The organism is Nocardia sp. NPDC049526, from assembly GCF_044465765.1.
Lineage (GTDB): Bacteria > Actinomycetota > Actinomycetes > Mycobacteriales > Mycobacteriaceae > Nocardia.
This window is the reverse complement of sequence record NZ_JBITMA010000001.1, coordinates 455,258-469,451: the sequence shown is the minus strand read 5'-3', so window position 1 is coordinate 469,451 and position 14,194 is coordinate 455,258. Positions and strand designations below refer to the sequence as shown.

The 14,194-nt window shown below is 65.6% G+C and carries 15 protein-coding genes and 1 tRNA gene; 11 read left to right on the top strand and 5 right to left on the bottom strand.

What is annotated here, in order from left to right; genetic code table 11:
* The first annotated feature begins 19 nt into the window (after window positions 1-19).
* Entirely contained in the window at window positions 20-655 is a 636-nt protein-coding gene (locus ACIBW7_RS02055) for a class I SAM-dependent methyltransferase (protein WP_397043163.1), read from the top strand.
* Here the strand turns inward: ACIBW7_RS02055 and ACIBW7_RS02050 are convergent, their stop codons facing one another.
* Together ACIBW7_RS02050 and ACIBW7_RS02045 are read right to left on the bottom strand one after the other, a co-directional pair.
* The gene (locus ACIBW7_RS02050; protein WP_397043161.1) at window positions 656-1,423 is read right to left on the bottom strand and encodes an SDR family NAD(P)-dependent oxidoreductase; all 768 of its coding nucleotides are present in this window, start codon (window positions 1,421-1,423) and stop codon (window positions 656-658) included.
* A gap of 56 nt (window positions 1,424-1,479) precedes the next feature.
* Window positions 1,480-1,848, bottom strand: a complete 369-nt coding sequence (locus ACIBW7_RS02045; RefSeq protein WP_397043159.1) for a MerR family transcriptional regulator — start codon at window positions 1,846-1,848, stop codon at window positions 1,480-1,482.
* A gap of 57 nt (window positions 1,849-1,905) precedes the next feature.
* Here ACIBW7_RS02045 and ACIBW7_RS02040 point away from each other — a divergent pair, with 57 nt between their 5' ends.
* Both ACIBW7_RS02040 and ACIBW7_RS02035 read left to right on the top strand, forming a co-directional pair.
* Window positions 1,906-2,748 carry a polysaccharide deacetylase family protein gene (locus tag ACIBW7_RS02040; protein WP_397043157.1) on the top strand — a complete coding sequence of 281 codons (843 nt, stop codon included), beginning with the start codon at window positions 1,906-1,908 and terminating at the stop codon, window positions 2,746-2,748.
* Window positions 2,749-2,789: 41 nt separating this feature from the next.
* The gene (locus ACIBW7_RS02035) at window positions 2,790-3,266 is read left to right on the top strand and encodes a hypothetical protein (protein ID WP_397043156.1); all 477 of its coding nucleotides are present in this window, start codon (window positions 2,790-2,792) and stop codon (window positions 3,264-3,266) included.
* 3 nt (window positions 3,267-3,269) lie between these two features.
* Here the strand turns inward: ACIBW7_RS02035 and ACIBW7_RS02030 are convergent, their stop codons facing one another.
* Window positions 3,270-4,172, bottom strand: coding sequence for a DMT family transporter (locus ACIBW7_RS02030; protein WP_397043154.1), 903 nt, complete (start codon window positions 4,170-4,172; stop codon window positions 3,270-3,272).
* A gap of 547 nt (window positions 4,173-4,719) precedes the next feature.
* On the opposite strand from ACIBW7_RS02030, the gene ACIBW7_RS02025 reads away from it, so the two are divergent.
* The 3 genes from ACIBW7_RS02025 to ACIBW7_RS02015 are packed head-to-tail and all read left to right on the top strand — an operon-like array spanning window position 4,720 to window position 6,590.
* Entirely contained in the window at window positions 4,720-5,718 is a 999-nt protein-coding gene (locus tag ACIBW7_RS02025) for an iron-containing redox enzyme family protein (protein WP_397043152.1), read from the top strand.
* Between the two features lie 28 nt (window positions 5,719-5,746).
* Window positions 5,747-6,403, top strand: coding sequence for a HemK2/MTQ2 family protein methyltransferase (locus ACIBW7_RS02020; RefSeq protein ID WP_397043150.1), 657 nt, complete (start codon window positions 5,747-5,749; stop codon window positions 6,401-6,403).
* On the top strand, window positions 6,381-6,590 hold the full coding sequence (locus tag ACIBW7_RS02015) for a CDGSH iron-sulfur domain-containing protein (RefSeq protein ID WP_327094781.1): 210 nt from the start codon (window positions 6,381-6,383) through the stop codon (window positions 6,588-6,590). Before ACIBW7_RS02020 ends, ACIBW7_RS02015 begins: the two co-directional genes overlap by 23 nt.
* An 8-nt stretch (window positions 6,591-6,598) precedes the next feature.
* Here the strand turns inward: ACIBW7_RS02015 and ACIBW7_RS02010 are convergent, their stop codons facing one another.
* Both ACIBW7_RS02010 and ACIBW7_RS02005 read right to left on the bottom strand, forming a co-directional pair.
* Window positions 6,599-7,111, bottom strand: coding sequence for a DUF2231 domain-containing protein (locus ACIBW7_RS02010; RefSeq protein WP_397043147.1), 513 nt, complete (start codon window positions 7,109-7,111; stop codon window positions 6,599-6,601).
* Between the two features lie 233 nt (window positions 7,112-7,344).
* A tRNA-Leu gene (locus ACIBW7_RS02005) sits at window positions 7,345-7,427 on the bottom strand.
* Between the two features lie 224 nt (window positions 7,428-7,651).
* Here ACIBW7_RS02005 and ACIBW7_RS02000 point away from each other — a divergent pair.
* From ACIBW7_RS02000 to ACIBW7_RS01980, 5 genes are all read left to right on the top strand, one after another.
* Window positions 7,652-9,070, top strand: a complete 1,419-nt coding sequence (locus tag ACIBW7_RS02000) for a DUF3662 and FHA domain-containing protein (protein ID WP_397043145.1) — start codon at window positions 7,652-7,654, stop codon at window positions 9,068-9,070.
* A gap of 201 nt (window positions 9,071-9,271) precedes the next feature.
* The gene (locus tag ACIBW7_RS01995; protein ID WP_014980860.1) at window positions 9,272-9,739 is read left to right on the top strand and encodes an FHA domain-containing protein; all 468 of its coding nucleotides are present in this window, start codon (window positions 9,272-9,274) and stop codon (window positions 9,737-9,739) included.
* On the top strand, window positions 9,736-11,220 hold the full coding sequence (locus tag ACIBW7_RS01990) for a protein phosphatase 2C domain-containing protein (protein ID WP_397043143.1): 1,485 nt from the start codon (window positions 9,736-9,738) through the stop codon (window positions 11,218-11,220). Before ACIBW7_RS01995 ends, ACIBW7_RS01990 begins: the two co-directional genes overlap by 4 nt.
* Window positions 11,220-12,695, top strand: coding sequence for an FtsW/RodA/SpoVE family cell cycle protein (locus ACIBW7_RS01985; protein WP_397043141.1), 1,476 nt, complete (start codon window positions 11,220-11,222; stop codon window positions 12,693-12,695). Before ACIBW7_RS01990 ends, ACIBW7_RS01985 begins: the two co-directional genes overlap by 1 nt.
* Window positions 12,692-14,158: a peptidoglycan D,D-transpeptidase FtsI family protein gene (locus ACIBW7_RS01980; protein WP_397043139.1), complete on the top strand. Its 1,467-nt coding sequence runs from the start codon at window positions 12,692-12,694 to the stop codon at window positions 14,156-14,158. The genes ACIBW7_RS01985 and ACIBW7_RS01980 overlap by 4 nt, the downstream gene beginning before the upstream one ends.
* Window positions 14,159-14,194 lie beyond the last annotated feature (36 nt).

Sequence of the window (14,194 nt, the reverse complement as noted above, 5' to 3'; positions counted from 1 at the left end):
CAGTGGCTAGCATGACGGCATGAGTATCCGGACCCGCGTGCTGTCCACGATTGCCGGTCAACTCGGCAATCCGCACGGAACGCTCGGCAAGGGCTTCGCCTTCATGCTCAATCGCGGTAATAAGCGCGCCATCGCGGGCGCGGTCGATGCGGCCGGGATCGTGGCGAACGCAACGGTCGCAGATATCGGATTCGGCGGTGGCGCAGGGCTTTCGATACTGCTCGAGCGGGTCGGCACGAACGGGACAGTGCACGGTTTCGAGATCTCGCCGGACATGTTGACCAGGGCGAAGTCGAAGTTCGCCGAGGAAATCGGTACGGGCCGAATGCAACTCGCGCCGGGCTCGATGACCGATCTGCCGCTGGCCGATGACGCACTCGATGCCGCCATCACCGTCAACACCGTCTACTTCGTGCCGGATCTGGCGGCCGCGTTTGCCGAACTCGTGCGCGTCGTGCGTCCCGGCGGCAGCCTCGTCGTCGGTATCGGCGATCCGGACGCGATGGCGAAAATGCCGTTCACCGCATACGGTTTCACGCTGCGGCCGGTGGCCGAGGTGATCGCCGCACTGGAAGGCGCCGGCTGCACCGTCGACCATGAGCAACTGGCCAATCCGCCGATTCCGCATCACCTGCTCGTCGCCCGACCCGCCTGACTACATCAGTGCGCCGCCGTCGACGCGGATCTCCGTGCCGGTCATATAGCGGCCGTCATCGGAGGCGACCATGGCGACCACGCCGGCGATATCCTCCGGACTGCCGAGCGCGCCGCCGTTGAGCCAGCCGGTCAGGCGCGAGAACAGCTTCGGATCGAAGCCCTCCGGCTGATCGAGGATGGACTTGGTGGTGATCCCACTGGTGATGCCCGCGGGCACGATGTTCACCGCGCGCAGCCCCTGCTTGGCGTATTCCAGCGCGATCGCGTGCGTGAAGGCATTGACACCGCCCTTCGACGCCGCATACGACGCCAGATAGGGCGCGGCGCTGAAGGCCGCGGTCGAGGACAGGTTCACCACGACGCCGTGGCCGGACTCCAACAGCGCGGGCAGCGCACTCTGGGTCATCAGGAAGGTCCCGGTGAGGTTGACCCCGATCACCTGGTTCCACACCTCGAGCGGCATTTCCTCGGTGCGCGCGGGCCGCAGAATGCCCGCCGCGTTCACCAGCACATCCAGGCCGCCGAGGAACTCGACCGCCTCGCCCGTCGCGGCGCGCACCGACTCGATATCGGCGATATTCACCTGCACGGTGCGCACCCGCTCGGCCGCATCACCCGCCTTCGCCGCGGTGTTCTCCAGACCCGCCGCATCGATATCGGCGGCGACCAACGTCGCCCCCTCATCGAGCAGCCGCAGGGCGATCCCCTGTCCGATACCCGATCCTGCTCCGGTGACCAACACGCGGCGGCCGTCAAATCTACGCATGCCAAAAATTAGAACAGGTTCTCATAGGGAGTCAACAGGTTCTGACGGAACCGGGGTCAGGAGGCGGCGTTCGTGCGGACCGCCTCGAGGTATTCGGCGATGGCGTCGCGGTTGCGGGACAGACAGCGGATCCGGTCGGACATACGCTCGCGCTCGCGTTCCAGGGTGGCCAGCATTTCCGGGGTCGCGTCCGGGAAGTAGATGGTGCGCGGCTTGTCCAGGCAGGGCAGGATCTGTTTGATGATGCGGGTCGGCAAGCCCGAGTCGAGCAGGCCACGGATCTGCAGGACCCGGTCGACGAAGCGGTCGTCGTAACTGCGATAGCCATTGGCGCAGCGGTCGGCGACGATGAGGCCCTGCTCCTCGTAGTAGCGCAGCAGCCGCCGCGAGGTGCCGGTGCGCTCCGAAAGTTCTCCGATCCGCATTGGATTCCACCTCTGGTTTGACCTTCACATGTATGTGATGGTTCAAGCATAGGCCGCATGCACAACACACTCTTCGACTACAGCCCGATCGTCGACCGCGCACCGATTCGGTGGCCCGACGATGCCCGCGTCGCGTTCTACGTCGGGCTCAATATCGAGCACTACCAGGTGGACCGACCCTCGACCAGCATCTTCCCCGGCACCGCCGCCCTCACCCCGGATCCGCTGAACTACGGCTGGCGTGATTACGGTCCCCGGGTCGGCATCTGGCGGGTGATGCAGGCGCTGGACAAGTACGGTATCCGCGCCAGCGCCCTGCTCAACTCCGATGTCGCACACCATAATCCGCAGATCATCGCGGCCGGGCGGGAGCGGAACTGGACCTGGTTGGCGCACGGCAAGAACAACTCGATCTTCCAGGCCGATATGTCGATCGACGACGAGCGCGCCTACCTCACCGATATCGTCGAAACCATCGAGCGCGCGACCGGCCGCCGCCCGCGCGGCTGGATGGGACCTGCACTCACCGAGACCTTCCACACCCCGGAACTGCTCGCCGAACTCGGCCTCGACTACGTCCTGGACTGGACCAATGACGATCAGCCGTATCGGCTCAATGTGCCCGGGGTGCTGAGCGTTCCGTACTCGGTCGAACTCAACGACAACAGCCTGTTCCTCGGAACCGGTTTGCGCGGCGCGGATTTCGTGCAGATCGTCAAGGACCAGTTGGACCGGCTCCATGCGGAGTCCGGTCGTGTCATGGCTCTTGCATTGCACCCCTTTGTCATCGGCCAGGCCTTCCGCATCAAATATCTGGAGCAGGCCTTGGATTATGTGGCGAACCATCCAGGCGTATGGCTCGCCACCAGCGACGAGATCGCCGATGCCGCGGCTGTGTGAAAGCTATTGCGAGCAGCGCCGCCGAGGACCATCATTCAGCTATGAGTAAGGTAACCCTAACTACAGAGCTGCCGATCGGCGCAGAAGTGGCATGCGCACTGGCACGGACACCAGAGTTGTTCGCCTACGTTGTGGCACCGATCCTTTCGGTGCCACAACTGCAGATCCCGGACCACATCGAACCGGACGCCGAGGGTTCCGCCCGTCTCTGGTGGTTCGGCATCATCCCCTCCTGGCGCCATCACCTGCGTCTGGTGCGACTCGATGCCCGCGAGATCTACACCAACGAATGGGGCGGCCCCGTCCGCACCTGGAACCACCGCCTCACCTTCGAGCCGATCACCGAATCCAGCTGCCGCTACACCGACGAAATCGAAATCGAGTCCGGCCTGCGCGGCGCCCCGGCCCGCATCTTCGTCCACCTGATGTTCCGCCACCGCCACCGCCGCTGGCAGCAACTCGCCACCGTCCTCGCCAACAGCGCCGTCGAGCTCCGCGCGCCGACCGGCGACCACTGAGCGCTACAACCTGTCGCTGGACTGCAGGCTGGTGTGGACGAGCGCGGCGATCAGCAAGGCCGCGCCCACCAGACCGGCTGGCGTCAGCCGTTCACCGAGGATTGCGGCGGCCAGGATCGCGCTGGTCAGCGGTTCGAGGAGGGCGAGCACGGCGGCTGTGCCCGCACCGACTTCGGAGAGACCGCGCAGGTACAGCGTGTACGCCACTGCGGTGGATATCAGCCCGAACACGATTACCAGGACAACGGTGTGTGGCGTCGGGTGGAAGGTGAGGCCGGATATCGCCGCGAGCGGCATCAGCAGCACGGCACCGCCGGTGACGGCGAAACCTGTTGTGGTGATCGCGTCGAGGCCGGGCACCGGACGGGCGCTGATCAGGGTGAGGGTCGCGAAGGCGCAGGCGGATACCAATGCCATTGCGGCACCGGCGAGTATCCCGCCGGATGCCCCGTCATCGGCGGGCGCGCCGACCAAGAGGATCACCCCGAACACCGCGACTCCGATCGTCGCCGCGCGCCGACGATCAAGGATCCGCCTGCCGGTCAGATGTTCCAGCAGCGAGACGACCACCGGTGACATTCCGAGGGTGACCAGCGTCGCCAGGCTCACCGACGAGGCCGCGACCGCACCGAAGTAGCTCGCCTGAATGATCGCGACAAGGACCGCGACCACACCGATCCTGCGCCAGGCCGAGGTATTCCGCGGCAACGTCCGCCGTGTGAGGATCAGCAGAGCGATCAGCAGCAGGCCGCCGACGGCGAGCCGACAGGCGGCGACGGATACCGGCGAAAGACCGGTCGCACGAAGCAGCAGGATGCCGAGTAGACCGCCGGTGCCCGCGGAAAGTCCGGCGCCGACAAGGCAGACCAATCCGAATCGGCTGGCCGTGGATATAGCAGTGGACATTCGCGCTCCTGCGACAGGAATGGATTGGGGGTCGCGGAAGCGAGGTGCACAACCGAACTCACCTGCCAGATAGGACGCGCGGTCCTACACCTCGCTCAGGAGGCCGGCGGCGGGACAATCAGGAAAAATCGGTGCACCCGACCGATACTAAAGACCGCCCGAACAAGCTGTCATTCGATTTTCCGCCGCATTCACAGCGGGCTTCGAGTCATCGCCGGTTCCGCAACCGCGACCGAGTGGCGGGCGAGAATCGGACCGATGACGGCGGGTTGGTCAGTTGCGCATGGGCGTCGACTTCATGCTCGATCAGCTCGCCGGTCACATGGGGCGGCCACATCTCGACCACGAACAACCGTGGCGTCCGGCCATACCGTCCATGCGCCTACTCGGAAAAAGTCCACGGCTGAAAGATCCCCGGCAAACCTTCGGCATTTTCCTACACGGGATCGGCTATTGCCGCGGGTAACGGCGTGGCGGTTCGCCGAGCACTGTCGTCACCCCGGCTATTGCTGGATATCGCATCAGGTCACGGGGAGTATGAGGAGGTATGACGGTCACCACGGATATCCGATCTCGCCCCCTGCCACGCCCACGCGGCGCCCTGTCCGAGGCGGTGGTAGGGCTGTTGCGCGGAATACCTGGCAAACCGGTGCCGAAGACCCGATCACTCGACCCGTACAGCGAGGATCTGCAGCTTGCTCTGCACACCTGCTATGAGCTGCACTATCACGGATTCGCGGCGGTGGACCCGGAATGGGAATGGGATCCCGGATTGCTGACCCTGCGAGCTGCCATGGAGACCGCATTCCTGGACGCAATGCGCGCGGAAGTATCCGGAGGCGATGATCTCGAATCGGAACTCGATGAACTCCTGGTGACACCGATCGAATCCACCGGTCCGTCCCGGTTCCTTCGAGACGAGGGCCAATGGTGGCATATGCGCGAGTATTTCGTGCACAGGTCGATCTATCACCATAAAGAGGCCGACCCCTACGCCTGGGTGATCCCGCGCCTGCGCGGACAGGCCAAAGCTGCTTTCGTCGCGGTGGAATTCGACGAATTCGGTGGCGGTCGCGGTGACCGCATCCACGCGCGACTTTTTGCCGAGCTGATGGCGGGCGCGGGTCTCGACGCCGAATATCTGCATTACCTCGATGCCGTCCCGGAACCGATGCTTTCCCTGGTGAACATGATGTCGCTGTTCGGCTTGCACCGGTCGCTGCGCGGTGCGCTGGTCGGACATTTCGCGACTGTCGAGATCAGCTCGTCACCGGCGTCGGCACGCCTGGTCGACGCCCTGCGGCGACTCGACGCAGACCCGGCCTGCGTGCGGTTCTACCAGGAACACGTGGAAGCCGACGCGGTACACGAACAGTTGATGCGCACCGATGTAATCGGTGATCTGATCGCACATGAGCCTGCGCTGACGGAGTCCATGGTCCTCGGCATTCAGGCCACAAATCTGCTGGAGGACCGCTTCGCCGACCACATATTCGACGCCTGGCGTGCCAGAAACAGCTCACTGCTGCCCGATGCCGATGTTTAGGGCGATCCGAACGGATAACTCGGAGAACATGATGTTGGTCCGCGCTCCCGGCGTCTACCGACCCCAGCACGACACGCGGCTGCTCATGCAGGCACTGTCGCAGGTGAGCATCCCGCGCGGCGGTCGCGTACTGGACATCTGCACCGGCACCGGGGCGCTCGCCGTCGCCGCTGCCCACCATGGTGCCCGCACCGTCACCGCGGTCGACGTTTCCCGCCGCGCGGTGGCCACCGCCTGGTTGAACTGTCGGCTTCGCGGCCTGACCGTGCGAGCCCTACACGGCGACTTCGAGGCGATACTCGGAACCGATCGCTTCGATCTCGTCCTCGCCAACCCGCCCTACGTTCCCGCGCCTCGAAGCGCACCCGACCGCGGCGAAGCCAGGGCCTGGAACGCGGGAGAAAAGGGCCGGGCCATCTTGGATCGCCTGTGCGCGATGATGCCGCGCCTACTCGAATCCGGCGGCGTCGCGCTGACCGTGCATTCTTGCCTGTGCCATCCCGATACGACCGTTGCCCAGCTCCGGGAAGGCGGACTCGAGGCCGCCATCGTGGCGCGCTCGTCGGTGCCCTTCGGTCCCATCATGCGCGAGTTGACCCCGTGGCTGATCTCGACCGGGCTGATCGAGCCCGGCCAGAACCGAGAAGATCTGGTGGTGATCCGTGCCGACAAACCCCGACCGTGAACCCCGGCGGATCCGGCTCACGACCGATGGCCCGGCCCTCATCGAAGGGCCGGTCGAACTGGTGACCCCGGACGGGCGAACGATCCACTCCGACCGAGTCGTCGTCGCGCTGTGTCTGTGCCGCCGTTCGTCGAACTACCCGTTGTGCGATACGAGCCATCGCAAGCACCGACGACGCGAACCCTGAGACACGATTCAGTGTCGGTACCCGGAGGCCTGAGTGCTCTCGTCGGCCACCCGGACGCCGTAGTGGTAGGCGAGCTTGCCGCCGAGATAACCCGAGACGCCCAGCACGGCGAGGGCGACGATCGACAACACCAGCCGGCCGATCGGGACGGCGCCATCCGGTCCGCTCCCGGACTGCCGCCACCAGAAGTCGATCGCGAAGGCGACCGTCACGATCAGATTCAGGCTCATGTGGACAAGGCCGGTGCGAAACGCCGAGGTGCCGGTCGGAATCGCGAGCAGATCCAGCAGACCGACCACGGCCGCGACCAGCGCGCCGAGCACACCGACCGCGATGAGCCATGCCGAGCCACGGGCGAGGGACTGCGGGTCGCCCGCAATGTGCGAAGCGATATCGAATACCACGCTTGCCACCCATGCCCCGATCGGCACCGTTACCAGGATCGGGTGGAACGGATGTCCGTACGGACCGGCCAGCATCGCGCTGACCGGGCGCTTGGCCTGTTGCATGTCACCGGTCACGACAACCTCCTAGCGCCGCTCGGCCGAGTGGGACCACTCGGCCACACCGATCGCATACCCACTCGGTTTCGACCAACACGCCGACACGGAGGTACGGTTCGGCGTCCGGCGCACCACACCGACCCGATCCACCAAAACCGCTGACACACAAGGGAAACGCACACAAACCCCGCAGAAAACAAAAGCCGCAGACCGGGGAAGAATCCTCTGATCTGCGGCTTTCCGCGTATCTGTGGGCGAAGGGGGACTTGAACCCCCACGTCCCGAAGGACACTGGCACCTGAAGCCAGCGCGTCTGCCATTCCGCCACTCGCCCGAGCGACTGGGAGACAGTATCACGCGGGTCGGCGAGACACGAAATCGCCTGTTGACGGCACTCGAGTGCCGTCCGGACAGGCGCGGGAACCCGGGCTGGCTTCCGGGAGTTACAGGTGTGGACGATCGTGGATATCATGCAATGAACGTGGTCGATACGCGACACGCCATATCCGCGTGTCGTTGTTATGAATCAAGACAGACGCGCACCGAAGGGAGGCCGAGATGGGCATCGTTTCTCGATTCGAGCGTCGCCTGCAAGGCGCCGTCGGTGACGTGTTCGCCAGAGCCTTCGGGGGCAGTGTCGTTCCCCAGGAGGTGGAAGCGGCACTCAAGCAGGAAGCCGCCGACAATATCCAGGATCTGGGTGGCGGACATCTGTTGGCGCCCAACAGTTATGTGATCACCATCAACACCTCTGATCACCAACAACTCGACGCCGACCACGACCTCACCACCCGCGCGTTCGCCAAACACCTTCAGGACTACATCCGCGAGCAAGGCTGGCAGACCTACGGCGAAGTACACGTGGCATTCGAGGCATCACCTACGCTGCACACCGGACAGTTCAGGACGAGCGGTCGGGTCGATCCCGACATCGGCCGCCGAGCCACCCAGGCTCGCAGCCCCGAACCCACGCCACAACGACCTGCACACCCGCAACCAGGAGCTGGCCCCATGACGCAGAACTCAGGCTACGACCCAAGCCGTGAGCCCGCGGAGTCCGATCCACGCAACCGCGGGTACGCACCGCCGCCTGCGGGGCGGCCCGGGCCGCCGAACGGTGCGTACCGCGACGACTACGGCCGGGGCGGCGCGCCCTACGGCGGTGGCTCCGACTACCAGGCGCCGGACGCGCAGCAGGGTTACGGCGACTATCAGAACGGCTACGACTACCAGCAGGGTGGCCAGGGCTACGGACAGCAGGCCTACCAGGAGCCCGGTTACGGACAGCAGGGCTACGGCGAGCGCGGCGGCTACGGCCAGCAGCAGGGTGGCTACGCCGACCAGGACTACGGCCAGCAGGGCTACCAGGAGCCCGGTTACGGGCAGCAGGGCTACGGCGAACAGAGCTACGGACAGCAGGGCTACGGACAGTCCGGCTACGGCGAACAGGGCTACGCCGAACAGGGCGGTTACGGTCAGCAGCCGGGCTACGGCCAGCAGGGCTACGCGCAGTCCGGCTACGGCGAACAGGGGTACGCGGAACCGGGTTACGGTGAACAGGGCTACGCCGCGCCCGAGGAGCAGGGCGGCTACGGCCAGGCCTACTCGCAACAGCCCGGCTACGGCGCCCAGGGCGGCGGCTACCAGGCCCCCGCACCCGCGTATGGCGGTGGCGCACAAGCCGGTTCGGGCTACTCCGCGACGCTGCAGCTCGACGACGGCAGCGGCCGCACCTACCAGCTCCGCGAGGGCAGCAACATCATCGGCCGCGGTCAGGATGCGCACTTCCGGCTGCCGGATACCGGAGTCTCCCGCAGGCACATCGAAGTTCGCTGGGACGGGCAGACCGCGATGCTCTCGGATCTGGGTTCGACCAACGGCACGCTCGTCAACGGCTCCCCGGTTCAGGACTGGCAGCTGGCCGACGGAGACGTTATCCGCGCCGGGCACTCCGAGATCCTGATCCGTATCGTCTGATCCCGTAAGCTCGCGGTGCAGGTCACGACATGGCGTACAGGGATTCTGCGGCCGTATCGTGATCGAACTCGACCCACGGCCCTATGATGCTGCCTACACACGCGCGTCGCCAGGACCGGGGCTCGCGAAACCAGCAGGCCGGTGGGGGCGAACTCGCACCTACGGCACCGACGTACACGGTCGAACAGGAGGTGGAGCGCCGTGCAGGGACTGATCCTGCAATTGACCCGTGCGGGGTTCCTGCTGCTGTTGTGGTTATTCGTGTGGGCGGTATTGCGCACCCTGCGCAGCGACATCTACGCGGCATCCGGCATCCGGATCCAGCCCAGGGCCGCACGCGGTTCCGCGGTGCTGCCGTCTTTCAGCCGAGGCCAGAAGGGCGCCAAATTTCTTGTGGTGACTCAAGGTTCACTTGCCGGCACCCGCATCTCGCTCGGCACCCAACCGGTGCTGATCGGACGTGCGGACGACTCAACGCTGGTACTCACCGATGATTACGCCTCGACCAGACATGCGCGGCTCTCACCGCGCGGTGACGACTGGTACGTCGAAGACCTCGGGTCGACGAACGGCACCTACCTCGACCGCGCGAAAGTCACCACCGCAGTCCGAGTTCCACTCGGAACCCCCGTCCGTGTCGGCAAAACAGTGATCGAGCTGCGATCGTGACACTTGTTCTCCGCTACGCAGCGCGCAGCGACCGCGGTCTTGTCCGAGGCAACAACGAGGACTCCGTCTATGCGGGCGCACGGCTGCTCGCACTAGCCGACGGTATGGGCGGCCACGCCGCAGGCGAGGTGGCATCGCAGTTGATGATCGCCGCGCTAGCCCATCTCGACGACGACGAGCCCGGCGATGATCTGCTCGGCAAGCTCAATACCGCCGTCCACGAGGGCAATGGCGCCATTGCCGATCACGTCGAGGAAGAGCCCGAACTCGACGGCATGGGCACCACGCTCACCGCAATCCTGTTCGCGGGCAAGAAACTCGGTCTGGTCCACATCGGCGACTCGCGCGCATATCTGCTGCGCGGCGGCGAGCTGGCCCAGATCACCCGCGACGACACCTTCGTCCAGTCGCTGGTCGACGAGGGCCGGATCACGCCCGAGCAGGCGCATACCCACCCGCAGCGCTCGCTGATCATGCGCGCCCTCACCGGCAACGAGATCGAGCCGACGCTGATCATGCGCGAGGCCCGTGCCGGCGATCGCTATCTGCTGTGCTCCGACGGACTCTCCGATGTGGTCAGCGATGAGACGATCGCCAACACCATGCGCGAGGGCAGCACCGACGAATGTGCCGATCGTCTCATCGAACTCGCCTTGCGCAGCGGCGGCCCGGACAACGTCACCGTGGTCGTCGCCGATGTCATCGATCTGGACTACGGGCAGAGCCATCCGATCGTCGCGGGCGCGGCCTCGGGTCAGGACGAGGACACCCCGCCGCCGAATACCGCCGCGGGCCGGGCCGCCGCGATGCGGCCCCCGCGGGCCGAACCACGCCGAGCCGCCGCCACACCGGAGACGCCGCCGCAGAGCAAGTCGCACAAGTTGCGCTGGATCCTGCTCGCGGTCGCCTTGGTGCTGGCCGCGGCTGTCGGATTGCTGGTCGGCTACAACATGATTCGCAGCAACTACTATGTCGGGGCGGATAACGACCAGGTCGTCATCATGCGCGGGCTGCCGGGTTCGGTGCTGGGTTATTCGATCCACGAGGTCGAGACGATCGGCTGTGTCGACCCGACCGGCGCCCTCACCCTGAAGCAGCCGGACGAGACGCTGCCGCCGAAGTGCAAGGCGCTCAAAGTGTCCGATCTCAAGCAGACCGGACACGACCAGGTGGACAAGGGACTGCCGCCGGGTTCGCTGGACGAGGCGCGCAAGCAGATGCAGATGCTGGCGCGCAACGAGCTGCTGCCCGTCTGCGCGACCAAGGAGTCGGTGCCGCAGCCCGGCGTCGTGCCGCCGAGCGAGCCGCCCACGCAGCCCGGGGTCCCCGCGCCGACGACGGTCGCGCCGACCACCGAGAACCGGCCGCCTGCGCCCGAACCGCAGCCGAGTGAGACCAAGAGCCCGGACGCCAAGACCCCGACGGCGACGACGTCGCCGAACCCCCAGACGGCGGGGGAGCCTTGCCGGGTGACGGACTGATGTCCGCTCCGGCACCGCCGTCCGCTGGGGCCTTTCCCAGTCCACCCGGCGGATTCGCGCCAGCGCCGCCACCGTCGACCAAGCGCAATGCCGAACTCGTATTGCTCGCCGGTGCGACGGGCATCGTCACCATTTCGCTTTTTCTGGTCGAGGCGAGTCAGGAACAATCGGTCACCTGGGATATCGCCAAGTACGGTCTCGCCTATCTGGCCCTTTTCGCGATAGCGCATCTCGCGGTGCGACGCTTCGCACCGTTCGCCGATCCACTGCTGTTACCGATCGCCGCGCTACTCAACGGACTCGGTTTGGTGCTGATCCATCGGCTCGATCTCGCCGATGCGCAGACCGCCGCTTACAACTCGTGGCCGATCCCCTCCCCCGACGCCAATCAACAGATCCTGTGGACGGGTCTGGGGATGATCATCTTCATCGCGATCCTTGTCGTGCTGAGCGATTACCGCACGCTGGCCAAATACAGCTACACCCTAGGCCTGATAGGCCTTGTCGCACTGGCGATTCCGGCACTGCTGCCCGGGGCGTATTCGGAGACCAACGGCTCCAAGATCTGGATCAGGCTGCCCGGGTTGAGCGTGCAGCCGGGTGAATTCGCGAAGATCCTGCTGATCATCTTCTTCGCCTCGGTGCTGGTCGCCAAGCGCGATCTGTTCACCGCGGCCGGTCGGCATTTCCTCGGCATGGAGTTCCCGCGCGCCCGCGACCTCGGACCGATTCTGGTGGTCTGGATCGTCTGCATCGGCGTACTGGTCTTCGAAAAGGACCTCGGCACCTCGCTGTTGATCTTCAGCACGGTGCTGGTGATGCTCTACATCGCGACCGAGCGGGTCGGCTGGCTCGTCATCGGCGGCGCGCTGCTGACCGTCGGATTCTTCTTCGCCTACCAGGCCTTCAGCCATGTCCGGGTGCGTACCCAGACCTGGCTGCACCCGTTCGCGGACTACAACAACACCGGCTATCAGATCTCGCAGTCGCTGTTCGGTCTGGCCACCGGCGGATTGGCGGGCACCGGTCTCGGCAGCGGACGGCCCTCGCAGGTGCCCTTCGCCAAGACCGACTTCATCATCACCACCATCGGCGAGGAACTCGGCCTGTTCGGGCTGGCCGCAGTGCTGCTGCTGTTCCTGGTGTTCGTGGTCCGGGGTCTGCGGACCGCGCTCGCCGTGCGCGACAGCTTCGGCAAGCTGCTCGCCGCCGGGTTGTCGTTCACCATCGCGATCCAGCTGTTCGTGGTGGTCGGCGGTGTCACCAAACTGATTCCGCTGACCGGTCTCACCACCCCGTTCATGTCCTACGGCGGTTCGTCGCTGCTTGCCAACTACGCGCTGCTGGCATTGCTGATCAAGGTCTCCGACGCGGCACGTGCCCCGGCGCCGGTGCGCAAGAAGGATCCGGTGGCCCCGATCGCGGATGCGACCACCGAGCTTCTGCGCAAACCGGAAGCGAGGCCGCAGGAATGAACACGCCGCTACGACGGGTCGCGGTCGCGGTGATGCTCATGATCGTCGCCCTGCTGCTCAACGCCACCTATGTGCAGGTGATCAAGGCCGACGACTACCGCACCGATCCACGCAACTCACGCGTGCTGCTCGACGAATACGCCCGCCAGCGTGGACAGATCTCCGCGGGCGGCACTGTGCTGGCCAGTTCGGTCGCCACCGACGACCGCTACAAGTACCTGCGCACCTACCCCACCGATCCGGAGGCATACGCACCGGCCACGGGCTTCTACTCGATGCAGTACGGCAGCACGGGGCTCGAGCGCGCCGAGGATACGGTGCTCAACGGTTCGGACAATTCGCTGTTCGGACGCCGCCTGATCGATATGATCTCCGGTCGTGATCCGCGCGGCGGCAATGTGCTCACCACGCTGGATCCGATGATGCAGCAGGTCGCCTACGAACAGCTGACCGCGAAGGGCTACACCGGTTCCGTAGTGGCGATCGAGCCGAGTACGGGCAAGATTCTCACCATGGTGTCCACCCCCAGCTACGACCCGAACCTGTTGTCCGGGCACGACGGCGCCCAGGGCACCAAGTCTTGGGAAGAGCTGAGTGCGGACCAGCGCCAACCCATGTTGAATCGTGCTGTGTCGCAGACCTATCCGCCGGGCTCCACCTTCAAGGTGGTCGTCACCGCCGCCGCGTTGGCCAACGGCACCGCAACCCCGGACGACCAGTTCACCGCCGCGCCGACCATCACATTGCCGGGGACCACCACGACGCTGGAGAACTACAACGGCACCACCTGCGGCAGCGGCCCCACCGCGACGCTCACCGAGGCGTTCCGCAGATCCTGCAATACCGCCTTCGTCGAACTCGGCCTCAAGGTCGGCTCCTCCAACCTCAAGGACGAGGCCGCCGCATTCGGCATCGGCCAGCACCGCGGCATCCCGATTCCGGTGGCGGAGAGCACCGTCGGCACGATTCCGGACAATGCCGCACTGGCCCAGAGCAGCATCGGCCAGCGCGATGTCGCGCTCACCCCACTGGACAACGCGGTCATCGCCGCGACCGTCGCCAACGGCGGCGTTCGCATGGAGCCGTACCTGGTCGATCAACTGCAGGGACCCGATCTGAGCGAGCTCTCGAAAAATAAACCGGTCTCGGTCGGCCAAGCTGTCAGCGCCCAGGTAGCGTCGACGCTGACCAACCTGATGATCGCGTCGGAGGACAACACCGTCGGACACGGCCAGACCCGGTATCAAATCGCCTCTAAGACCGGAACCGCCGAACACGGAAGCAATCCGCGCAATACGCCACCACACGCCTGGTACATCGCCTTCGCGCCCGCGCAGAACCCCAAGATCGCCATCGCGGTGATCGTGGAGAACGGCGGCGACCGGGCGTTGGCAGCCACAGGTGGCTCGGTAGCCGCGCCGATTGCCCGCGCGGTGTTGGACGCCGGTTTGCGAGGGCGCTGAGAGATATGAACGTGCGAGTGGATGTACGGGGGCCGG

Bases quoted from the DNA above. Each gene is read 5' to 3' on its own strand.
- ACIBW7_RS02055 (WP_397043163.1), top strand. From the start codon at position 20: ATGAGTATCCGGACCCGCGTGCTGTCCACGATTGCCGGTCAACTCGGC.
- ACIBW7_RS02050 (WP_397043161.1), bottom strand. From the start codon at position 1,423: ATGCGTAGATTTGACGGCCGCCGCGTGTTGGTCACCGGAGCAGGATCG.
- ACIBW7_RS02045 (WP_397043159.1), bottom strand. From the start codon at position 1,848: ATGCGGATCGGAGAACTTTCGGAGCGCACCGGCACCTCGCGGCGGCTG.
- ACIBW7_RS02040 (WP_397043157.1), top strand. From the start codon at position 1,906: ATGCACAACACACTCTTCGACTACAGCCCGATCGTCGACCGCGCACCG.
- ACIBW7_RS02035 (WP_397043156.1), top strand. From the start codon at position 2,790: ATGAGTAAGGTAACCCTAACTACAGAGCTGCCGATCGGCGCAGAAGTG.
- ACIBW7_RS02030 (WP_397043154.1), bottom strand. From the start codon at position 4,172: ATGTCCACTGCTATATCCACGGCCAGCCGATTCGGATTGGTCTGCCTT.
- ACIBW7_RS02025 (WP_397043152.1), top strand. From the start codon at position 4,720: ATGACGGTCACCACGGATATCCGATCTCGCCCCCTGCCACGCCCACGC.
- ACIBW7_RS02020 (WP_397043150.1), top strand. From the start codon at position 5,747: ATGATGTTGGTCCGCGCTCCCGGCGTCTACCGACCCCAGCACGACACG.
- ACIBW7_RS02000 (WP_397043145.1), top strand. From the start codon at position 7,652: ATGGGCATCGTTTCTCGATTCGAGCGTCGCCTGCAAGGCGCCGTCGGT.
- ACIBW7_RS01985 (WP_397043141.1), top strand. From the start codon at position 11,220: ATGTCCGCTCCGGCACCGCCGTCCGCTGGGGCCTTTCCCAGTCCACCC.
- ACIBW7_RS01980 (WP_397043139.1), top strand. From the start codon at position 12,692: ATGAACACGCCGCTACGACGGGTCGCGGTCGCGGTGATGCTCATGATC.